Source organism: Streptomyces antarcticus, from assembly GCF_026627255.1.
GTDB classification, from domain to species: domain Bacteria; phylum Actinomycetota; class Actinomycetes; order Streptomycetales; family Streptomycetaceae; genus Streptomyces; species Streptomyces antarcticus.
This window is the reverse complement of sequence record NZ_JAPNLM010000027.1, coordinates 67,227-85,789: the sequence shown is the minus strand read 5'-3', so window position 1 is coordinate 85,789 and position 18,563 is coordinate 67,227. Positions and strand designations below refer to the sequence as shown.

The window sequence follows — 18,563 nt, the reverse complement described above, 5'->3', positions numbered from 1 at the left end:
AACAGGACTACTTCTTGCCCGGCTTCTTCTTACCGGCGATCGCGCGACGCGGACCCTTGCGGGTACGGGCGTTCGTGCTGGTGCGCTGACCGTGCACCGGCAGGCCACGACGGTGGCGGATGCCCTGGTAGCACTGGATCTCGACCTTGCGGCGGATGTCGGCCTGGATCTCGCGGCGGAGGTCACCCTCGGTGCGGAGGTTGGCGTCCACGTACTCGCGGATCTTGACCAGGTCCTCTTCGGCCAGGTCACGAACGCGGGTGTTCGGGTTCACACCAGTGGCCTCAAGGATTTCCTTGGACCGGGTGCGCCCGACACCGAAGACGTAGGTGAGTGCGATCTCCACGCGCTTTTCGCGCGGGATGTCGACACCGGAAACGCGTGCCATTCAATGGCTCCTGTGTGTTCGGGGGTCTTCAGCAGAACCATCCCCGACCGCCGACCACGCCTTGATGGGTGGTGGTACGTCCGGGTCCCCGGCCCCCGCCGGAGGTGCCGCCGGCCCCGTACGGGGCTGGGCGGGTTCTGCGTATGTACGTTTTCTTACGTCGCGCGAAGAACTGCGGAAGGCAGGTCGGTCGGCGTGCGTCAGCCCTGGCGCTGCTTGTGGCGCAGGTTGTCGCAGATGACCATGACCCGACCGTGACGGCGGATCACCTTGCACTTGTCGCAGATCTTCTTGACGCTCGGCTTGACCTTCATGTGGGTGAGGTTCTCCGGGTCAGTGCCACCACCCGCGCCGGGACGAGATGCCCAGACGGAGTGAAGACAAGATCTACTTGTATCGGTAGACGATCCGGCCACGCGTCAGGTCGTACGGAGAGAGCTCCACGACAACCCGGTCATCAGGAAGGATGCGGATGTAGTGCATGCGCATCTTGCCGCTGATGTGCGCGAGGACCTTGTGACCGTTCTGGAGTTCCACCTTGAACATCGCGTTCGGGAGGGACTCGATCACGGTGCCCTCGATTTCGATGGCACCTTGCTTCTTGGCCACGCTTCGCCTTTCGAATCGGCTACCTTGATCGACTCAGTGCGCCATGCAGGCATGGGAGTGCACGTGAGCCGACGAGTCAGTCTACGACAGGGCATCCGGAAAGACGAATCCGGAAAGTTTGCCCCAGAGCCTAGATCATTAACCGAGAGGGCCCGGCGCCGTCGTGACGCCGACCCCTCCCCCTCCCGCCGCGGTCAGCCCAGCGGGTCCGGCGCCGTCGTGACGCCGTACTCCGCCAGCTTCGCCTTGCCGCAGTCCGGGCTGGTCAGCACGATGGGGCCGGCCTCGGTCAGCGCGATGGAGTGCTCCCAGTGCGAGGACCAGGTGCCGTCCGTGGTGATGACCGTCCAGTCGTCCGCCAGGACCTCCGTCTGGGCCGTGCCCAGGGAGACCATCGGCTCGATCGCCAGGCACAGGCCCGGGACGAGCTTGATCCCCTTGCCCCGCTTGCGCGAGACGTAGTTCAGCAGGTGGGGGTCCATGTGCATCTCGGAACCGATGCCGTGGCCGCCGTAGTCCTCGATGATCCCGAACTTGCCGAGGCTGTGCTCACCGGTGGTGGGCCGCGGCTGGCGCTTGATGTACGTCTCGATCGCCTTGGAGATGTCCACGAGGCGGTTGCCGAGCCGCATGGCGGCGATCCCGGCCCACATGGACTCCTCGGTCACCCGGGAGAGCTCCACGAGCTCAGGGGCGTGCCCAGTGCCCACGAAGGCGGTGTACGCGGCGTCGCCGTGCCAGCCGTCGACGATCGCGCCGGCGTCGATCGAGATGATGTCGCCGTCCTTGAGGACGGTCTTGTCGTCCGGGATGCCGTGGACGACGACCTCGTTCACGGAGGTGCAGATCGTCGCGGGGAAGCCGCCGTAGCCGAGGAAGTTCGACTTGGCGCCGGCGTCGTCGATGACCTTGCGGGCCACCATGTCCAGATCCCGCGTCGTGGCGCCCGGCACGGCGGCCTCGCGGGTCGCCGCGTGGATGGCCGCGACGACCAGCCCCGCCTCGCGCATCTTCGCGATCTGCTCGGGGGTCTTGATCTGCACCATGAACGTGCCTTCCCTCTGTAGCGGCGGGGCCGCCGCCGCTCTCGCGGAGGCGGTTGATCTCCGCTGTGGTTCCTCAATTATTGGCTGATGTCCCGCGAACCCGCGTCACGCAGACGGCCGCGGTGCCCCGAGGGACACCGCGGCCGGACCTGCGCAGCGAGGGGTACTACTTCTTCAGGGCTTCCATGGCGCGCTTGGTGATCTCCTGCACCTCGCCGAGGGCGGGGATGGTCACCAGCAGGCCCTGGGCCTTGTAGAAGTCGATGATCGGCTCGGTCTGCGTGTGGTAGACGTCCAGCCGGTTGCGGACCGTGGCCTCGGAGTCGTCGTCACGCAGGTAGAGCTCGCCACCGCAGGTGTCGCAGACGCCTTCCGCCTTCGGCGGGGCGTACGTGACGTGGAAGACGTGCTTGCCGTCGTTGCGGCAGGTGCGGCGACCCGCGATCCGCTTGACGACCTCGTCCTCCTCGACCTCCAGGTCCAGGACGGCGTCCAGCTTCATGCCGGACTCCTGGAGCATCGTGTCCAGGGCGGCGGCCTGGGACACGTTGCGCGGGAAGCCGTCGAGCAGGAAGCCGTTCGCGGCGTCCTGCTGCTCCATGCGGTCCTTGGCCATGCCGATGGTGATCTCGTCGGGGACGAGGTCGCCGGCGTCCATGAACGCCTTCGCACGCCGCCCGAGCTCGGTGCCCTGGCTGATGTTGGCCCGGAACAGGTCTCCCGTGGAGATGTGCGGGATGGACAGGTTCTTGGCGAGGAACGCGGCCTGCGTTCCCTTGCCCGCACCGGGCGGTCCGACGAGGACGATTCGCATCAGCGGAGGAACCCTTCGTAATTACGCTGCTGGAGCTGGCTCTCGATCTGCTTCACGGTTTCCAGACCCACACCCACGATGATCAGGATGCTCGTCCCGCCGAACGGGAAGTTCTGGTTCGCTCCGAAGCCGGCCAACGCCATCGTCGGCACGAGAGCGATCAGACCCAGGTACAGCGACCCCGGCCAGGTGATGCGGTTGAGTACGTAGCTCAGGTACTCAGCGGTGGGTCGACCGGCGCGGATACCCGGGATGAACCCACCATACTTCTTCATGTTGTCTGCAACTTCCTCGGGGTTGAACGAGATCGCCACGTAGAAGAACGCGAAGAAAACGATCAGGAGGAAGTAGACGGCGATGTAGTACGGGTGGTCGCCCTTGACGAAGTGCTTCTGGATCCAGGTGGCCCAGCCGGCGGTGGAACCGCTGAACTGGACGATCAGCGCCGGGATGTAGAGCAGCGACGAGGCGAAGATGACGGGGATGATGCCCGCCTGGTTCACCTTGAGCGGGATGTACGTCGAGGTGCCGCCGTAGGCGCGACGGCCCACCATGCGCTTGGCGTACTGGACGGGGATCCGGCGCTGCGCCTGCTCGACGAAGACCACCAGACCCACCATCGCGAGGCCGACGAGCATCACGACGCCGAACTCGACCCAACCGTCGGCGATCTTGCCCTGGAGCTTGATCTGCCAGAGGGCGCCGATGAAGCCGGCGGCGATCGAGATGAACATGAGGATCGACATTCCGTTGCCGATACCGCGGTCCGTGATGAGCTCACCGAGCCACATGACGACACAGGTACCGGCGGTCATGGTGATGACCATGACCACGGTGGTGAAGATCGAACGGTCGGGGACGATCTGACTGGCGGCGGAGCAGCCCTGGAAGAGGGCACCCGTGCGGGCGGTGGCCACGAGGCCGGTGCCCTGCAGGATCGCGAGCGCGACCGTCAGATAGCGCGTGTACTGAGTGATCTTCGCCGTGCCGGACTGTCCCTCTTTTTTGAGGTTCTCCAGCTTCGGGATGACCACGGTCAGCAGCTGCAGGATGATGCTCGCCGTGATGTACGGCATGATGCCGAGCGCGAAGATCGTGATCTGCAGCAGCGCACCGCCACTGAACATGTTGACGAGACCGAAGAGGCTGTTGCTGCTCCCGGCCTGGTCGACACAGATCTGAACGTTCTTGTAGCTCACGCCGGGGACCGGGATGTGTGACCCGAGCCGGAACAGCACGATGATGGCGAGCGTGAAGAGCAGCTTCTTGCGCAGGTCGGGCGTCTTGAACGCCCGGGCGAACGCGGTGAGCACGGTGCCTCCTGCGACCCCCGCGCAACTGCGTCAGAGGTGACGGTCTGAGGGATCGACGAATACGTACAAGCAAAGGTGCAGGCCACCTTACCGGCGACAGTGCCCCCCGTGGAACGACCAACCGGGGATGCCCCATATGTGAGGCATCCCCGGTCGGGTTTCGAGCTATTTAGCCACTGGATTCGTCTTAGACGAGCTCGGTGACAGTGCCACCGGCAGCGGCGATCTTCTCCTTGGCGGAGCCGGAGACGGCGTCAACCGAAACCTGCAGCGCCACGGAGATCTCGCCCTGGCCCAGGACCTTGACGAGACTGTTCTTGCGAACCGCGCCCTTGGCGACCAGGTCGGCCACCGTGACTTCTCCACCCTCGGGGTAGAGAGCGCCGAGCTTGTCCAGGTTAACGACCTGGAACTCGGTGCGGAACGGGTTCTTGAAGCCCTTGAGCTTCGGCAGACGCATGTGGAGGGGCATCTGCCCACCCTCAAAGCGCACCGGGATCTGGTAACGGGCCTTCTGGCCCTTCGTACCACGACCGGCCGTCTTACCCTTCGACGCCTCACCACGACCGACACGGGTCTTCGCGGTCTTGGCGCCGGGGGCGGGACGGAGGTTGTGGGCCTTCAGCGGGCTGTTCTCAGCCATGTTAGTCAACCTCCTCAACCGTCACGAGGTGGCGGACGGTCTGCACCATTCCGCGGAACTCGGGGCGGTCCTCCTTGACGACCACGTCGTTCAGGCGCTTGAGCCCGAGCGAACGCAGCGTGTCGCGGTGGTTCTGCTTGCTACCGATGTACGACTTCGTCTGCGTGATCTTGAGGCGGGCCATTACGCAGCACCCGCCCCGGCACGCGCACGGAGCAGGGCCGCCGGGGCGACGTCCTCGAGGGGCAGACCACGGCGAGCCGCGATCTCCTCGGGACGCTGCAGACCCTTGAGCGCTGCCACGGTCGCGTGCACGATGTTGATCGCGTTCGACGAGCCGAGCGACTTCGACAGGATGTCGTGAACGCCGGCGCACTCCAGAACGGCGCGCACCGGGCCACCGGCGATAACACCGGTACCGGGGGAAGCCGGCTTCAGGAGCACGACGCCCGCGGCACGCTCGCCCGTGATCGGGTGAGGGATCGTGCCCTGGATGCGCGGAACCTTGAAGAAGTTCTTCTTGGCTTCCTCGACACCCTTGGCGATGGCCGCGGGAACTTCCTTGGCCTTGCCGTAACCGACACCTACAGTGCCGTCACCGTCGCCCACCACGACCAGCGCGGTGAAGCTGAAGCGGCGACCACCCTTGACAACCTTGGCGACGCGGTTGATCGCGACAACGCGCTCAACGTAAGCGGTCTTTTCGGCGGCAGGGCCACCGTCGCGACCCTTCCGGTCCCGCCGCTCGCCGCCACCGGCACCGCTTCCGCGGCGCTGGGGTCCAGCCATTGGATTACCTCTCTCTGTTACGTCCGTGAGTCCCGGAACCGGGGCTTAGAACTTCAGCCCGGCTTCGCGGGCGGCGTCAGCCAGAGCGGCAATGCGCCCGGCGTATCGGTTGCCACCGCGGTCGAACACGACGGTCTCGACACCCGCGGCCTTGGCACGCTCGGCGACGAGTGCGCCTACAGCCTGGGCCTGGGCGCTCTTGTCGCCTTCTCCACCGCGGATCGAAGCGTCCAGGGTCGACGCCGACGCCAGGGTGTGACCCTGGAGGTCGTCGATGACCTGGGCAACGATGTTGCGGTTGGAACGCGTCACGACGAGGCGCGGACGCTCCGCCGTACCCGACACGTGCTTGCGGATGCGGATGTGGCGGCGGGCCTTGGCGGCACGCTTGTATGCGTCGCCCTTGGCGATCTTTACACCGTATGCCATGGCTACTTACCAGCCTTTCCGACCTTGCGGCGGATGACTTCGCCGGCGTACTTGACACCCTTGGCCTTGTACGGGTCGGGCTTCCGCAGCTTGCGGATGTTGGCGGCGACCTCGCCGACCTTCTGCTTGTCGATGCCCTCGACCGTGAACTTGGTGGGCGACTCGACCTTGAAGGAGATGCCCTCGGGCGCCTCGATCAGGATCGGGTGGCTGTAGCCAAGCTGGAACTCCAGGTTGGAGCCCTTCGCGGCGACGCGGTAACCGACACCGCTGATCTCGAGAGCCTTGACGTATCCCGTGGTCACGCCGGTGATCATGTTCGCCACCAGCGTGCGGGACAGGCCGTGCAGGGCCTTGTTCTGACGCTCGTCGTTCGGGCGGGTGACGTTCAGGACGCCGTCCTCGCCCTTGGCGACTGCGATGGGCGCCTTAACGGTGTGCGAGAGGGAACCCTTGGGGCCCTTCACGGCGACCGTGGTGCCATCGATGGTGACGTCCACACCGGCGGGAACCTGGATGGGGAGCTTGCCGATTCGCGACATTGCTTTTCCTCCGTTCCCGACTACCAGACGTAGGCGAGGACTTCCCCACCTACGCCCTTCTTGCCTGCCTGCTGGCCGGTGAGCAGTCCGTGGGACGTGGAGATGATCGCCACGCCCAGGCCGCCGAGCACCTTGGGCAGGTTGGTGGACTTCGCGTACACGCGCAGGCCGGGCTTGGAGATCCGCTTGATGCCCGCGATGGAGCGCTCACGGTTCGGCCCGAACTTCAGCTCGAGGACGAGGTTCTTGCCGACCTCGGCGTCCTCGACCTTCCAGCCGGTGATGAAACCCTCCTGCTTGAGGATTTCCGCGATGTGCGACTTGATCTTGCTGTGCGGCATCACGACGGTGTCGTGGTACGCCGAGTTAGCGTTACGCAGACGCGTGAGCATGTCTGCGATCGGGTCAGTCATGGTCATGAAGTGGCCTTCGGCCTCTCTCGCCGGGGTTTCCTGTATGCGCCATCCCTCTCCCCACTCAGTGGCGGGACGGGTGCGGTGCGGGGACCTACGGCGTAGTAAGTCGTTATGGGCGGCAGACGCCCAACCACACAAGCCTAAGGCATGCGCGGCCGGGCACCTGCCGTCCAGATGCTTACCGAGAGTGCCTGGATGTTCCCAAGTCCTTGCGGACGAGCGGGAATTACCAGGAGCTCTTGGTCACGCCCGGCAGCTCGCCACGGTGAGCCATCTCACGAAGGCACACGCGGCACAGGCCGAACTTGCGGTACACGGAGTGGGGGCGACCGCAGCGCTGGCAGCGGGTGTACGCACGCACACCGAACTTGGGCTTACGGGCAGCCTTCGCGATAAGAGCCTTCTTCGCCATCTCGCTTACGCCTCCTTGAAGGGGAAGCCGAGGTGACGAAGGAGGGCGCGGCCCTCGTCGTCGTTGGTCGCCGTGGTGACCACGGTGATGTCCATACCCCGGGTACGGTCGATCTTGTCCTGGTCGATCTCGTGGAACATGACCTGCTCCGTGAGACCGAAGGTGTAGTTGCCACGGCCGTCGAACTGCTTCGGCGACAGACCACGGAAGTCACGGATACGCGGCAGCGCGAGCGACAGCGTACGGTCCAGGAACTCCCACATGCGGTCACCACGGAGGGTGACGTGGCAGCCGATCGGCTGACCCTCGCGCAGCTTGAACTGCGCGATGGACTTCCGGGCCTTCGTGACGGCCGGCTTCTGACCGGTGATCGTCGTCAGGTCCTTGATGGCGCCGTCGATCAGCTTGGAGTCGCGGGCGGCGTCGCCCACACCCATGTTGACCACGATCTTCACGAGGCCGGGGATCTGCATGACGTTCTCGTAGGAGAACTCCTCACGCAGCTTGCCCGCGATGTCCTCGCGGTACTTCGTCTTGAGACGCGGAGTGGTAGCCATCAGATGTCCTCACCCGTCCGCTTGGCAACGCGGATCTTGTTGCCCTCGTCGTCGAAGCGGAAACCGACGCGGGTAACGACCTTCTGGCCGTCCTTCTCCACAACCAGCTGAACGTTGCTGACGTGGATCGGAGCCTCGGTGATCACGATGCCACCGGTCTGGGACCCACCAGCGGTCTGACCGGCCTTGGTGTGCTTCTTGACCCGGTTGACACCCTCGACGAGGACGCGGTTGGCAGTGGGCATGGCCGCGATGACCTTGCCCTGCTTGCCCTTGTCCTTACCGGTGATGACCTGAACCAGGTCGCCCTTCTTGATCTTCATGCTTACAGCACCTCCGGCGCGAGCGAGATGATCTTCATGAACTTCTTCTCGCGCAGCTCACGGCCCACCGGGCCGAAGATACGGGTGCCGCGAGGGTCGCCGTCGTTCTTGAGAATGACAGCGGCGTTCTCGTCGAAGCGGATGTACGAGCCGTCCTGGCGGCGACGCTCCTTGACGGTGCGAACGATGACCGCCTTGACGACGTCACCCTTCTTCACGTTGCCACCGGGGATCGCATCCTTGACGGTGGCGACGATGACGTCACCGATGCCCGCGTAGCGGCGACCGGAACCACCGAGAACACGGATGCAAAGGATTTCCTTGGCACCAGTGTTGTCGGCGATACGCAGTCGCGACTCCTGCTGGATCACGTGTATCTCCTGTTTGTCTGCCGGTTCCCGGCGGGGGCTTCACTCCGAGGAGCTACAGCCCCCACCGAGCCTGGCGGAACGAACCTGAGGGGCCCCTGAACTTGTTGTCCAGGGCCTCAGATAATTACTTGGCCTTCTCGAGGATCTCGACGATGCGCCAGCGCTTGCTCGCCGACAGCGGACGCGTCTCCATGATGAGGACGCGGTCGCCGACGCCGGCAGCGTTCTGCTCGTCGTGCGCCTTGAGCTTGTTCGTACGGCGGATGACCTTGCCGTACAGGGCGTGCTTGACGCGGTCCTCGACGGCGACGACGACGGTCTTGTCCATCTTGTCGCTGACGACCAGACCCTCACGGGTCTTGCGGAAACCGCGTTCGGTCTTCTCAGTCACGTTGTTCTCGCTCATCAGGCGCTCTCCACCGTCTCGATACCGAGCTCACGCTCGTGCATCAGGGTGTAGATGCGAGCGATGTCCTTACGGACGGACCTGAGCCGGCCGTTGTTCTCCAGCTGACCCGTGGCCGCCTGGAAGCGGAGCTTGAACAGCTCCTCCTTGGCCTCGCGCAGCTTGCCAACGAGCTCCTCGTTGCCGAGCTCACGCAGCTCGGACGCCTTGGTTCCCGTCGCCATCACGACTCACCTGCCTCGCGCCGAACAATCCGGCACTTCATCGGAAGCTTGTGAGCAGCGCGGGTGAGCGCCTCACGAGCAATCTTCTCGTTCGGGTAGGACAGCTCGAACATGACCCGACCCGGGTGCACGTTCGCGATCCACCACTCGGGAGAACCCTTACCGGAACCCATGCGGGTCTCGGCAGGCTTCTTGGTCAGCGGGCGGTCCGGGTAGATGTTGATCCAGACCTTGCCGCCACGCTTGATGTGGCGGGTCATCGCGATACGAGCCGCCTCGATCTGGCGGTTCGTCACGTACGCCGGGGTCAGCGCCTGGATGCCGTACTCGCCGAACGAGACCTCAGTACCGCCCTTGGCCATACCGCGGCGCTTCGGGTGGTGCTGCTTGCGGTGCTTGACCCTACGAGGGATCAGCATGTCGGTCAGGCCTCCGTTCCGGTGCTCTCGGCCGGAGCGGCGGCGGGGGCGTCGGCCTTGGGGGCCTCGGCACCAGCAGCCTGCTGCGGCTTGCGGCCACCACGGCCGCCGCGCTCGCCACCACGGCCACCACGGCCGGCGGGACGGTCGCCAGCGCCCTGCGCGCCACGGGCCGGGCGGTTACCCGCACGGGCCGCAGCGTTCTCGGCGCGAACCTCGGCGATGTTCTTGACGTCGCCCTTGTAGATCCAGACCTTCACACCGATACGGCCGAAGGTGGTCTTGGCCTCGAAGAAGCCGTAGTCCACGTTCGCGCGCAGCGTGTGCAGCGGCACACGACCCTCGCGGTAGAACTCGGAGCGGGACATCTCGGCGCCGCCGAGACGGCCGCCACACTGGATCTTGATGCCCTTGGCGCCGGCCTTCATCGTGCCCTGCATGCTCTTACGCATGGCGCGACGGAAGGAGACGCGGGAGGAAAGCTGCTCGGCAACGGCCTGGGCAACCAGCTGAGCGTCAAGCTCGGGGTTCTTGACCTCGAGGATGTTCAGCTGGACCTGCTTGCCCGTGAGCTTCTCGAGGTCACCGCGGATGCGGTCGGCCTCGGCGCCACGGCGGCCGATGACGATGCCCGGACGAGCGGTGTGGATGTCCACACGCACGCGGTCACGGGTGCGCTCGATCTCAACCTTCGAGATGCCGGCGCGCTCCATGCCGGACGTCATCATCCGACGGATGGCAACGTCTTCCTTGACGTAGTCCTTGTACAGCTTGTCGGCGTACCAACGCGACTTGAAGTCGGTGGTGATGCCGAGCCGGAACCCGTGCGGGTTTACCTTCTGGCCCATTACCGGGAACCTTCCTTGCTGCTGACGACCACGGTGATGTGGCTGGTCCGCTTGCGGATCCGGTAGGCACGGCCCTGCGCACGCGGACGGAACCGCTTCAGGGTCGGGCCCTCGTCCACGAACGCCTCGCTGATGACCAGCGAAGAAGCGTCCGGGTGGTTGTAGTTGTGTGCGGCATTGGCAATGGCGCTGTCCAGCACCTTGCCAACCGGCACGCTCGCGGCCTGCGGGGCGAAACGCAGGACCGCCTGAGCCTCCGTGGCATCCATGCCACGGATAAGGTCCACCACTCGGCGGGCCTTCATGGGCGTGACGCGGATGTACCGCGCCTGGGCCCTGGCTTCCATGGTTGTCCCTTCGGTGTAAGTCATAGTCGTAACCACCCCGCCTTTAGCGGCGCTTCGACTTCCGGTCGTCCTTGACGTGGCCGCGGAAGGTGCGAGTCGGCGAGAACTCGCCGAGCTTGTGGCCGACCATCGACTCGGTGACGAACACCGGGACGTGGGTCTTGCCGTTGTGCACCGCGATGGTGTGACCCAGCATGCTGGGGATGATCATCGAGCGACGGGACCAGGTCTTGATGACGTTCTTGGTGCCGGCTTCGTTCTGGACGTCCACCTTCTTTACGAGGTGGTCGTCGACGAAGGGCCCCTTCTTGAGACTGCGCGGCATCTAAACCCGCTCCTAGCGCTTCTTGTTCGTCTTGCGGCGGCGGACGATGTACTTGCTCGAAGCCTTCTTCGGCGAGCGAGTACGACCCTCCTTCTGACCCCACGGGGAGACCGGGTGGCGACCACCACTGGTCTTGCCCTCACCACCACCGTGCGGGTGGTCGACCGGGTTCATCGCGACACCGCGGACGGACGGGCGAACGCCCTTCCAGCGCATGCGGCCGGCCTTGCCCCAGTTGATGTTCGACTGCTCGGCGTTGCCGACCTCGCCGACCGTGGCGCGGCAGCGGGCGTCGACGAGACGGATCTCGCCGGACGGCATGCGGAGGTGGGCCATGACGCCCTCCTTCGCGAGCAGCTGCACGGACGCACCGGCGGAGCGGGCGAACTTGGCGCCGCCACCGGGACGGAGCTCGATCGCGTGGATCGTGGTACCGACCGGGATGTTGCGGAGTGCCAGGTTGTTTCCGGGCTTGATGTCGGCCGTGGGGCCGTTCTCAATCCGGTCGCCCTGCTTCAGGCTCTTCGGCGCGATGATGTAGCGCTTCTCGCCGTCGGCGTAGTGCAGCAGCGCGATGCGCGCCGTGCGGTTGGGGTCGTACTCGATGTGCGCGACCTTCGCCGGCACGCCGTCCTTGTCGTGACGACGGAAGTCGATCACGCGGTAGGCGCGCTTGTGTCCACCACCCTGGTGGCGAACAGTGATCCGACCGGTGTTGTTACGGCCGCCCTTGCTGTGCAGCGGGCGAACCAGCGACTTCTCCGGCGTGGACCGCGTGATCTCGACAAAGTCGGCGACGCTGGAGCCACGACGGCCCGGGGTCGTCGGCTTGTACTTGCGGATACCCATTTCTCAGTCCTCGTCCGATTCCGGACGACTCAGGACTCCGTTAGGAGCCCTGGCCGCCGAAGATGTCGATTCGGTCGCCCTCAGCGAGGGTCACGATGGCGCGCTTGGTGTTCGCACGCTTGCCGAAACCGGTCTTGGTGCGCTTGCGCTTACCCTGACGGTTGATCGTGTTGACCCCGGTGACCTTGACCGAGAAGACCGCCTCGACGGCCTGCTTGATCTGGGTCTTGTTGGCGCCGGGCGCGACGATGAACGTGTACTTGTTCTCGTCGAGCAGCGCGTAGCTCTTCTCCGAGACAACCGGCTTGATCAGCAGGTCGCGCGGGTCAGTGAAGGTCTTGCTGGTAACGGTCGCCTCAGACATCAGGCGTCGCTCCCTTCGGTCTCATCGGCCTTGGGGCCAGACACGAAGGACTCGAAAGCGGCCTGAGTGAAGACCACGTCGTCAGAGACGATCACGTCGTACGTGTTCAGCTGGCCCGGCTCCAGGATGTGAACCTGGGGCAGGTTGCGGGCGGACAGCCACGCGGCCTCGTCGGCGCGCTCGACGACCAGGAGCAGGTTCTTGCGCTCCGAGATCTTGCCGAACAGCGTCTTGGCGGCCTTCGTGGAAGCGGAACCCTCGACCACGCCGGTGACGACGTGGATGCGGGAGTGACGCGCACGGTCCGAGAGGGCACCGCGGAGTGCGGCGGCCTTCATCTTCTTCGGGGTCCGCTGGGAGTAGTCACGCGGCTGCGGGCCGTGGACGACGCCACCGCCGACGAACTGCGGGGCTCGGGTCGAACCCTGACGCGCGCGGCCGGTGCCCTTCTGGCGGTACGGCTTGCGGCCACCACCACGGACTTCGCCACGACGCTTGGTCTTGTGCGTGCCCTGACGGGCAGCTGCCAGCTGGGCGACAACGACCTGGTGGATCAGCGGAACGCTGGTCTTCGCGTCGAAGATCTCCGAGGGGAGCTCGACGGTACCGGCCTTGTCGCCTGCCGGCGAAAGGATGTCAATGGTGCTCATTACCTCAAGCCCCCTTGGCCGCGGTACGGACCAGGACGAGGCCGCCGTTCGGACCGGGGACCGCGCCCTTGATGAGGAGCAGACCCTTCTCCGCGTCAACCGCGTGGATGGTCAGGTTCTGGGTGGTGACGCGCTCGTTACCCATACGACCGGCCATGCGCATGCCCTTGAAGACACGCCCAGGGGTGGCGCAGCCACCGATCGAACCGGGGGAGCGGTGCTTGCGCTGGACGCCGTGACCGGCACCGAGGCCCTTGAAGTTGTGACGCTTCATGACACCGGCGAAGCCCTTGCCCTTGCTGTTGCCCGTGACGTCAACCTTGACGCCCGACTCGAACACAGCGGCAGTGATCTCCTGGCCGAGCGTGTACTCGCTGGCGTCGGAGGTGCGGAGCTCCACCAGGTGGCGGCGCGGGGTCACGTCGGCCTTGGCGAAGTGGCCCTTGAGGGGCTTGTTCACCTTGCGCGGGTCGATCTCGCCGAAGGCGATCTGGACCGACTCGTAGCCGTCGATGTCGTTCTTACGGACCTGGGTAACGACGCAGGGTCCGGCCTTGACCACGGTGACCGGGACGACACGGTTGTTCTCGTCCCAGACCTGGGTCATGCCGAGCTTCTCGCCCAGGACGCCCTTGATCTGCTTTGCCATCTTCTCGACGCCTCTCAGAGCTTGATCTCGATGTCAACGCCGGCCGGAAGGTCCAGGCGCATCAGCGAGTCAACGGTCTTGGGGGTCGGGTCGAGGATGTCGATCAGGCGCTTGTGCGTGCGCATCTCGAAGTGCTCGCGCGAGTCCTTGTACTTGTGCGGCGACTTGATGACGCAGTACACGTTCTTCTCAGTGGGCAGCGGCACCGGGCCCGCGACCGACGCACCAGTGCGCGTCACCGTCTCGACGATCTTCTTCGCCGAGGAATCGATGACCTCGTGGTCGTAGGCCTTGAGCCGGATGCGGATCTTCTGTCCCGCCATGGCTACTCCGTAGTCCTGTCTCTATGTGGAAACGCTCTGGCCCTCGATCGGCTGCGGGATCGATCCCGCGGCTTCCCCTCCGACCCACGCGGTCGGGCGTGTCGCACTCCCTCTACAGAAAATTCCCATACGGAAATTCCCTCTCCAAGGGGGTGCGGTCCCTGAGACCGCGTTGCGGGGGAGAAACACCCACCGAGCGCCTGGTGTGCGCCGTGCTGACACTTCCCAGAAGATTCCCGTACGTCCGTCCTCATTGCTGCCCCGAAAGGCAGATTAAGGACGACGAGTACTGTGGGACTCGCTTCCGGTCCTCCCGGCGGGAGGCGCGCAGCATCGGCACTCAGCCGAGCAACTTGAGTAGTCTGCCATACGAGGCACGTACCTGGCCAATCGGGCGGAAGAGAGTACCCCGCCACGCTGCGTGGTCAAACGACCCGCGCCCCGGCAGCGCCGCCGGCCCGCCGGACAGCGGTGAGGCCCCGCACGCGTGGTGCGGGGCCTCTGCCACAGGGGCTCGGTTCACCCGGTGGAACAGCTCGCCACCCGGCGTGGACGCGGGGCCCTGGGCGGGCCCGTACGCGTCCTACTCCCAGGGCGCCTTCCACGGCGGCTTGCGGCCGCACACCGTGAGCCACTCCTCGGCGGAGATGCCGGCACAGAAGATGCCGCCCTCGTCCTTCTGCTGCTTCCACAGCTTGACCTTGGGCTCGGCGCAGTTCTTGACCGGCGAGAAGCGCGGGCACTGGCCGTTCGCCTTCTTGATCTCGTGCGCGCGCCAGGCGTCGAGGCCCATCGTGTTGGTCGACTCGGGCGTCGGCATGTACCGGTTGACCGACCAGGACGCGCCCATCGTGGCGAACAGGGCGACCGCGCACACCATCCCGGCCGAGAGCTGCTGCACCACCCGGCGCGGAACGACCCGCACCGCCGGGTCGGCGCCGGCCGGGCGCAGGGTGCGCTCGGCCCAGCCCGAACTCCGCTGGACCAGGGCCATCATGCCCAGTACGCACAGGATCATCAGGCAGTACATGATGATCCACGTGGTCCGCGGGAAGAGCTGAACGGCCTTCTCCTGCGCCATGTTGGAGGCGAACCAGAAGCGCGCCAGCCAGGCACCGGCGAGCGTCGCCGCCGCGGTGCGCACCATGATGTGCCGCAGCCCGAGGCCGACTCCGAGGCCCACGCCGAGGAGCAGCAGCAGCGTGAAGCCGCTCTGGCCCGCCATCTCGCCGGAGACCGGCCAGTCCTGGTACGTCAGCTTGCCCGACCGGTCGGAGGACCAGCCCATGACGTACGCCGGGTCCACGTACACCGTCAGGTAGGCGTAGCGGTCCGGCGTCTGCGCGCCGAGCCGGGCCATCTGGTAGAGCAGCGGGGCGCCGATCGCGCCGGCGGTGACCAGGACGGCTCCCACGTACGCCGCGGCCCGCTTGACCACGGGCGCGCCCGCCCGCCAGGGGAAGAGGAAGAGGAAGAGCAGGCCCACGCCGGGGGCGGCCCACACGTACCAGCCGGAGTACCAGAGGAACAGCACGCCGAAGATCACGCCCATGCCCGCGCCGCGGAGCAGGACGGACTTCACCGAGCGCGCGCCCGCCTTGCGCAGCTCCAGCAGGCAGTAGCCGAGGAGCGGCAGCAGCACGATCATGACGACGTGGCTGTACGGGCGGATCGGGTCGAGGAACAGCACGGAGGCCGGGACGGCGATGAGCAGCGCCCAGAAGGGGCGCAGCAGCAGCCGCCAGGACAGGTAGGCCATCGGGCCGACCAGGGCGCTGAAGAAGATCTGGAAGTCGTGGAGGGCGAAGCCGTTCCCGCCGAGGCCGCCGTAGCGGAGCTTGGCCCACACGGCCATCAGGCCGGGGAAGCCGGGCGGGTAGATGCCCGACATGCTCTCGCCGGCGAGGAACGAGTTGGCCATCTCCACCAGCACGCTCGGGTCGCCCTCCTGGCCGCCGAGCGGCCAGGGCGTTCCGTTCAGGGCGACGACGACGCCGCCGGCCACCACGCCGGTGGACAGGCCGGCCAGGGCCGCGCAGACCATGCGCTTCACCAGCTGGTGGCGGGCGAGGCGCCCGCGGTACGCGGTGTAGAGGAGCACTGCGAGGAGCGGCAGGCCGACCAGGGCCGCGTACTCCTGCATCTTGGCGAGGCCGCTGACCTGGCCGATGCGGTTGAGCGGGTTGACGCCGATGCGCGAGCACAGCAGCGTGTAGCCGAGTGCCGCCACGACGCTGACCAGGGCCTCGGCGAGGATCAGCACCCAGCGCTTGGCCATCCACGCGCGGACGCGCGAGGAGGACGGGGACGGGGCGGGCCCGCCCTTCGCCGTCCCGCTCCGGGCGGGCGCGGAGTCGGCCTCTCCGACCGCCTCGGGGGCCAGATTCGTCATCTCAGTCCATTTCCGTCGCGATACGAACCGCGGGTGGGGCCCGGGGCGTCTGTCTGCTGTTCGATGTCCGCGCAGACGTGCGGGCGTCCTCGCGTTGACCGCGGCGCGCCGCCATCCCGTGCGATCAGACGCGTGGGGTGCGGTGCGGTAGCGGTGCACAGGCAGGTGTGACCGTGGTGCGGCCGTGATGCGCCGGAGCGCGCGGCCGGGGCACGGCGGCGCGGCATGCGCGTACGTCCCCCCGGCGTCACCGTACCAAGGGGGCACCGGCCCCTGCGGCGCCGCCCGCCCGCTCCCGGGCCTCGTGGCCGGGGATCGGCGGCCGGTATGGTGAACGGAACATGATAGTGACCGCTCCCTCGTCGGCCCCGGCCGCGGAAAAGAGGGCCCCGCGCCGCCCGAGCGGCGGCCTCCGACGTACCTTCGCCCTCAGCCTGGCCGAGGGAGCCGTTTCCCTCGCCTCCGCCGCGCTCCTGCTGTGGCTGTGCCTGCGGATCCGGATCAACCCGATGGACCGGATCGGGCAGGTCAGCGGACTGGCCGGGATCCAGCTGCGGCTGATGGTCATGATGGCCCTGACGGTGCTGCTGTACCTGCTGGTCTCCCGGTGGAAGCCGGGCGCCGCCACCCGCTTCGGCGCCGCCGCGGTGGCCGGCCTGGCCACCGCCGTGATCGCGGCCGGCAACGTGGTCTCCCTGCGCGGTACGGCCTGGCCGATCTACGCGAACTGGGGCGACGTCGGCAACCTCCAGCAGTGGGCGTACGACGTCATCGACGGCGTCGCCCTCCCCGCGATGTACCCGCCTGGCTTCCCGCACCTGCTGGCCTGGACCTCCGAGCTGTTCTTCGACGGCGACATGGGGAAGGCCACGAAGTGGGTGATGATCGGCTTCCTCGCCCTGTCCGGGCCGGCCGTCTACATGGCCTGGCGGATGCTGCTGCCCCCGCTGTGGGCGCTCGGCATCGGGGTGACCGCGACGCTGCCGGTGATCGACCCGTACAAGCCGTACTCCGCGCTCGTCCTCGCCGTGGTGATCCCGGTCTTCGCCAAGATGTGCGACGTGGTGCTGCACTCCACCGAGCTGGGCAGGAGGCGGTCGGCGGCGACGGGGGCCGGGCTCGGCCTGCTGCTGGCCGTGATGTTCCTGCTGTACTCGGGCTGGTTCCTCTGGTCCTCGGTCGGCGTGGTCGTGCTGTTCGCGATGGTGCTCGCGGGCCTCGCCCGGTCCGGCGGGATCCGCGGGCTGGTGGACGGGCTGGTGCCGCTGGCGTCCGCCCTGGCCGTCTTCCTCGCGCTGGCCGGCACGTACCTCGTACGCCTGCTCGGCTCCGGCGCTACGACGAAGGACGCGTACTTCTACTTCGACACCTGGGTCGACCCCGCCTACTTCACCATGTGGGCCTCCGGGACCCCGGGCCCGCTGCGCAGCCTCGGCTGGCCGCCGCCCGGCGAACTCGCCGGCGTCGGGCTGTTCACCCTCGTCCTGGTGGCCGGTCTGGGCGTGGCCCTCACCCTCGGCCTGCGCCAGCCCATGGTGCTCACCCTCGCCGCCTGCACCGCGAGCGCGTTCCTGCTGCGCTACTGGTACGCCGCGCACATGGAGCGCGACCAGGCCGTCCAGCTCTACCCGCGGACCAGCCACCAGCTGATGTACTGCCTGATCGCCCTGACCGGACTGGCGCTGTACTACGCCGGCAAGCGGGTCCGGGTCTGGCTGCGCCTGCACGAGGCGGCGCTGCGGGGCGGTGCGCGGCGGACCGCCGCCTCGCGGCGGCCCCGGGCCGGCGTCGTCGGCGCGCTCTGCGCGCTCGGGCTGCTCTTCGGCCTGGCGGGCTCGGCGACGGTCAACGCGTACATGCCGCAGGACCCCGGGCTGAACTCCTCCGGGCAGTTCGCCTGGTTCTCGCACAACATCCGGCAGGCGGACGGCCAGTGCCCCCGCTACGCGGTCAAGGGCGAGTGCTCGCCGTACGTTCCGCCGCTGCGCGGCCCGTACCGCCCGCCGGCGGTGCAGAAGCCCTTCGAGCGGCTGACGCCGCCGCCGGCCCTGTCGGTCACCCCGAAGTGACCGCCGCCCGGACATGAGGAACGGCCCGCCTCCGGATGAACCGGAG

Annotated in this window: 29 protein-coding genes; 1 reads left to right on the top strand and 28 read right to left on the bottom strand. The window is 66.9% G+C overall.

All coding sequences use genetic code 11. The annotated features are described in order from the left end of the window. Nucleotides 1-7: 7 nt before the first annotated feature. The 28 genes from rpsM to OTB16_RS31375 form a co-directional block, all read right to left on the bottom strand. Complete coding sequence (gene rpsM / locus OTB16_RS31510) at nt 8-388, bottom strand: 30S ribosomal protein S13 (RefSeq protein WP_214936437.1); 381 nt, start codon at nt 386-388, stop codon at nt 8-10. A gap of 200 nt (nt 389-588) precedes the next feature. Continuing rightward, the gene (gene rpmJ, locus OTB16_RS31505; RefSeq protein WP_003956441.1) at nt 589-702 is read right to left on the bottom strand and encodes a 50S ribosomal protein L36; all 114 of its coding nucleotides are present in this window, start codon (nt 700-702) and stop codon (nt 589-591) included. A gap of 73 nt (nt 703-775) precedes the next feature. After that, nucleotides 776-997 carry a translation initiation factor IF-1 gene (infA, locus tag OTB16_RS31500; RefSeq protein ID WP_003956442.1) on the bottom strand — a complete coding sequence of 74 codons (222 nt, stop codon included), beginning with the start codon at nt 995-997 and terminating at the stop codon, nt 776-778. Between the two features lie 194 nt (nt 998-1,191). Continuing rightward, nucleotides 1,192-2,043: a type I methionyl aminopeptidase gene (gene map, locus OTB16_RS31495; protein ID WP_267724885.1), complete on the bottom strand. Its 852-nt coding sequence runs from the start codon at nt 2,041-2,043 to the stop codon at nt 1,192-1,194. 166 nt (nt 2,044-2,209) lie between these two features. Further along, entirely contained in the window at nt 2,210-2,857 is a 648-nt protein-coding gene (locus tag OTB16_RS31490) for an adenylate kinase (RefSeq protein ID WP_267724882.1), read from the bottom strand. Beyond that, a complete protein-coding gene (gene secY / locus OTB16_RS31485) occupies nt 2,857-4,170 on the bottom strand; it encodes a preprotein translocase subunit SecY (RefSeq protein ID WP_267724880.1) in 1,314 nt (437 codons plus the stop codon). The genes OTB16_RS31490 and secY overlap by 1 nt, the downstream gene beginning before the upstream one ends. 187 nt (nt 4,171-4,357) lie before the next feature. Further along, nucleotides 4,358-4,813 (bottom strand): 50S ribosomal protein L15, encoded by a 456-nt coding sequence (gene rplO / locus OTB16_RS31480; RefSeq protein ID WP_214946842.1) that lies wholly within the window; start codon nt 4,811-4,813, stop codon nt 4,358-4,360. 1 nt (nt 4,814) lies between these two features. Further along, on the bottom strand, nt 4,815-4,997 hold the full coding sequence (gene rpmD, locus OTB16_RS31475) for a 50S ribosomal protein L30 (protein ID WP_053682614.1): 183 nt from the start codon (nt 4,995-4,997) through the stop codon (nt 4,815-4,817). Continuing rightward, nucleotides 4,997-5,602 (bottom strand): 30S ribosomal protein S5, encoded by a 606-nt coding sequence (gene rpsE, locus OTB16_RS31470; protein ID WP_030298218.1) that lies wholly within the window; start codon nt 5,600-5,602, stop codon nt 4,997-4,999. Before rpsE ends, rpmD begins: the two co-directional genes overlap by 1 nt. A gap of 45 nt (nt 5,603-5,647) precedes the next feature. After that, complete coding sequence (gene rplR, locus OTB16_RS31465; protein ID WP_267724873.1) at nt 5,648-6,031, bottom strand: 50S ribosomal protein L18; 384 nt, start codon at nt 6,029-6,031, stop codon at nt 5,648-5,650. A 2-nt stretch (nt 6,032-6,033) separates the two neighbouring features. Next, a complete protein-coding gene (gene rplF, locus OTB16_RS31460) occupies nt 6,034-6,573 on the bottom strand; it encodes a 50S ribosomal protein L6 (protein WP_267724871.1) in 540 nt (179 codons plus the stop codon). A 20-nt stretch (nt 6,574-6,593) separates the two neighbouring features. Further along, complete coding sequence (gene rpsH / locus OTB16_RS31455; protein WP_007265911.1) at nt 6,594-6,992, bottom strand: 30S ribosomal protein S8; 399 nt, start codon at nt 6,990-6,992, stop codon at nt 6,594-6,596. A 223-nt stretch (nt 6,993-7,215) separates the two neighbouring features. After that, on the bottom strand, nt 7,216-7,401 hold the full coding sequence (locus OTB16_RS31450) for a type Z 30S ribosomal protein S14 (RefSeq protein ID WP_003956452.1): 186 nt from the start codon (nt 7,399-7,401) through the stop codon (nt 7,216-7,218). Between the two features lie 5 nt (nt 7,402-7,406). Further along, nucleotides 7,407-7,958: a 50S ribosomal protein L5 gene (gene rplE, locus OTB16_RS31445; protein WP_030388859.1), complete on the bottom strand. Its 552-nt coding sequence runs from the start codon at nt 7,956-7,958 to the stop codon at nt 7,407-7,409. After that, entirely contained in the window at nt 7,958-8,281 is a 324-nt protein-coding gene (rplX, locus tag OTB16_RS31440; RefSeq protein WP_267724807.1) for a 50S ribosomal protein L24, read from the bottom strand. Before rplX ends, rplE begins: the two co-directional genes overlap by 1 nt. Before the next feature lie 2 nt (nt 8,282-8,283). After that, on the bottom strand, nt 8,284-8,652 hold the full coding sequence (rplN, locus tag OTB16_RS31435; protein ID WP_008739701.1) for a 50S ribosomal protein L14: 369 nt from the start codon (nt 8,650-8,652) through the stop codon (nt 8,284-8,286). Between the two features lie 124 nt (nt 8,653-8,776). Next, entirely contained in the window at nt 8,777-9,058 is a 282-nt protein-coding gene (rpsQ, locus tag OTB16_RS31430) for a 30S ribosomal protein S17 (protein WP_030008467.1), read from the bottom strand. Continuing rightward, nucleotides 9,058-9,282 carry a 50S ribosomal protein L29 gene (rpmC, locus tag OTB16_RS31425; RefSeq protein WP_073912892.1) on the bottom strand — a complete coding sequence of 75 codons (225 nt, stop codon included), beginning with the start codon at nt 9,280-9,282 and terminating at the stop codon, nt 9,058-9,060. Before rpmC ends, rpsQ begins: the two co-directional genes overlap by 1 nt. After that, entirely contained in the window at nt 9,282-9,701 is a 420-nt protein-coding gene (gene rplP, locus OTB16_RS31420; protein ID WP_030026326.1) for a 50S ribosomal protein L16, read from the bottom strand. The genes rpmC and rplP overlap by 1 nt, the downstream gene beginning before the upstream one ends. 5 nt (nt 9,702-9,706) lie before the next feature. Further along, entirely contained in the window at nt 9,707-10,549 is an 843-nt protein-coding gene (gene rpsC / locus OTB16_RS31415) for a 30S ribosomal protein S3 (protein ID WP_008739710.1), read from the bottom strand. Next, a complete protein-coding gene (gene rplV / locus OTB16_RS31410; protein ID WP_267725087.1) occupies nt 10,549-10,896 on the bottom strand; it encodes a 50S ribosomal protein L22 in 348 nt (115 codons plus the stop codon). The genes rpsC and rplV overlap by 1 nt, the downstream gene beginning before the upstream one ends. Nucleotides 10,897-10,939: 43 nt before the next feature. Next, complete coding sequence (gene rpsS / locus OTB16_RS31405; RefSeq protein ID WP_008739713.1) at nt 10,940-11,221, bottom strand: 30S ribosomal protein S19; 282 nt, start codon at nt 11,219-11,221, stop codon at nt 10,940-10,942. A 12-nt stretch (nt 11,222-11,233) separates the two neighbouring features. Beyond that, entirely contained in the window at nt 11,234-12,070 is an 837-nt protein-coding gene (gene rplB / locus OTB16_RS31400) for a 50S ribosomal protein L2 (protein ID WP_031146577.1), read from the bottom strand. Between the two features lie 40 nt (nt 12,071-12,110). Then, nucleotides 12,111-12,434, bottom strand: coding sequence for a 50S ribosomal protein L23 (rplW, locus tag OTB16_RS31395; protein ID WP_073912895.1), 324 nt, complete (start codon nt 12,432-12,434; stop codon nt 12,111-12,113). Then, complete coding sequence (gene rplD / locus OTB16_RS31390; RefSeq protein ID WP_267724792.1) at nt 12,434-13,084, bottom strand: 50S ribosomal protein L4; 651 nt, start codon at nt 13,082-13,084, stop codon at nt 12,434-12,436. Before rplD ends, rplW begins: the two co-directional genes overlap by 1 nt. Nucleotides 13,085-13,088: 4 nt before the next feature. Then, nucleotides 13,089-13,733, bottom strand: a complete 645-nt coding sequence (rplC, locus tag OTB16_RS31385) for a 50S ribosomal protein L3 (protein ID WP_215015311.1) — start codon at nt 13,731-13,733, stop codon at nt 13,089-13,091. A gap of 14 nt (nt 13,734-13,747) precedes the next feature. After that, a complete protein-coding gene (gene rpsJ, locus OTB16_RS31380; protein WP_003948644.1) occupies nt 13,748-14,056 on the bottom strand; it encodes a 30S ribosomal protein S10 in 309 nt (102 codons plus the stop codon). A 583-nt stretch (nt 14,057-14,639) separates the two neighbouring features. Then, entirely contained in the window at nt 14,640-16,448 is a 1,809-nt protein-coding gene (locus OTB16_RS31375) for a hypothetical protein (RefSeq protein WP_267724788.1), read from the bottom strand. Nucleotides 16,449-16,789: 341 nt separating this feature from the next. On the opposite strand from OTB16_RS31375, the gene OTB16_RS31370 reads away from it, so the two are divergent. Continuing rightward, a complete protein-coding gene (locus tag OTB16_RS31370; RefSeq protein ID WP_267724785.1) occupies nt 16,790-18,517 on the top strand; it encodes a hypothetical protein in 1,728 nt (575 codons plus the stop codon). Nucleotides 18,518-18,563 lie beyond the last annotated feature (46 nt).

Coding starts and splice junctions, on each gene's coding strand:
- rplW (WP_073912895.1), bottom strand. CDS start 12,434: ATGTCTGAGGCGACCGTTACCAGCAAGACCTTCACTGACCCGCGCGAC.
- rpsC (WP_008739710.1), bottom strand. CDS start 10,549: ATGGGCCAGAAGGTAAACCCGCACGGGTTCCGGCTCGGCATCACCACC.
- rplO (WP_214946842.1), bottom strand. CDS start 4,813: ATGGCTGAGAACAGCCCGCTGAAGGCCCACAACCTCCGTCCCGCCCCC.
- rpmC (WP_073912892.1), bottom strand. CDS start 9,282: ATGGCGACGGGAACCAAGGCGTCCGAGCTGCGTGAGCTCGGCAACGAG.
- OTB16_RS31450 (WP_003956452.1), bottom strand. CDS start 7,401: ATGGCGAAGAAGGCTCTTATCGCGAAGGCTGCCCGTAAGCCCAAGTTC.
- rpmJ (WP_003956441.1), bottom strand. CDS start 702: ATGAAGGTCAAGCCGAGCGTCAAGAAGATCTGCGACAAGTGCAAGGTG.
- rpmD (WP_053682614.1), bottom strand. CDS start 4,997: ATGGCCCGCCTCAAGATCACGCAGACGAAGTCGTACATCGGTAGCAAG.
- rplB (WP_031146577.1), bottom strand. CDS start 12,070: ATGGGTATCCGCAAGTACAAGCCGACGACCCCGGGCCGTCGTGGCTCC.
- OTB16_RS31375 (WP_267724788.1), bottom strand. CDS start 16,448: ATGACGAATCTGGCCCCCGAGGCGGTCGGAGAGGCCGACTCCGCGCCC.
- OTB16_RS31490 (WP_267724882.1), bottom strand. CDS start 2,857: ATGCGAATCGTCCTCGTCGGACCGCCCGGTGCGGGCAAGGGAACGCAG.
- map (WP_267724885.1), bottom strand. CDS start 2,043: ATGGTGCAGATCAAGACCCCCGAGCAGATCGCGAAGATGCGCGAGGCG.
- rpsM (WP_214936437.1), bottom strand. CDS start 388: ATGGCACGCGTTTCCGGTGTCGACATCCCGCGCGAAAAGCGCGTGGAG.
- rpsS (WP_008739713.1), bottom strand. CDS start 11,221: ATGCCGCGCAGTCTCAAGAAGGGGCCCTTCGTCGACGACCACCTCGTA.
- rplF (WP_267724871.1), bottom strand. CDS start 6,573: ATGTCGCGAATCGGCAAGCTCCCCATCCAGGTTCCCGCCGGTGTGGAC.
- rpsE (WP_030298218.1), bottom strand. CDS start 5,602: ATGGCTGGACCCCAGCGCCGCGGAAGCGGTGCCGGTGGCGGCGAGCGG.
- rplR (WP_267724873.1), bottom strand. CDS start 6,031: ATGGCATACGGTGTAAAGATCGCCAAGGGCGACGCATACAAGCGTGCC.
- rpsJ (WP_003948644.1), bottom strand. CDS start 14,056: ATGGCGGGACAGAAGATCCGCATCCGGCTCAAGGCCTACGACCACGAG.
- OTB16_RS31370 (WP_267724785.1), top strand. CDS start 16,790: ATGATAGTGACCGCTCCCTCGTCGGCCCCGGCCGCGGAAAAGAGGGCC.
- rplD (WP_267724792.1), bottom strand. CDS start 13,084: ATGAGCACCATTGACATCCTTTCGCCGGCAGGCGACAAGGCCGGTACC.
- rplV (WP_267725087.1), bottom strand. CDS start 10,896: ATGGAAGCCAGGGCCCAGGCGCGGTACATCCGCGTCACGCCCATGAAG.
- rplX (WP_267724807.1), bottom strand. CDS start 8,281: ATGAAGATCAAGAAGGGCGACCTGGTTCAGGTCATCACCGGTAAGGAC.
- rplE (WP_030388859.1), bottom strand. CDS start 7,958: ATGGCTACCACTCCGCGTCTCAAGACGAAGTACCGCGAGGACATCGCG.
- rpsH (WP_007265911.1), bottom strand. CDS start 6,992: ATGACCATGACTGACCCGATCGCAGACATGCTCACGCGTCTGCGTAAC.
- rplC (WP_215015311.1), bottom strand. CDS start 13,733: ATGGCAAAGCAGATCAAGGGCGTCCTGGGCGAGAAGCTCGGCATGACC.
- rpsQ (WP_030008467.1), bottom strand. CDS start 9,058: ATGAGCGAGAACAACGTGACTGAGAAGACCGAACGCGGTTTCCGCAAG.
- rplP (WP_030026326.1), bottom strand. CDS start 9,701: ATGCTGATCCCTCGTAGGGTCAAGCACCGCAAGCAGCACCACCCGAAG.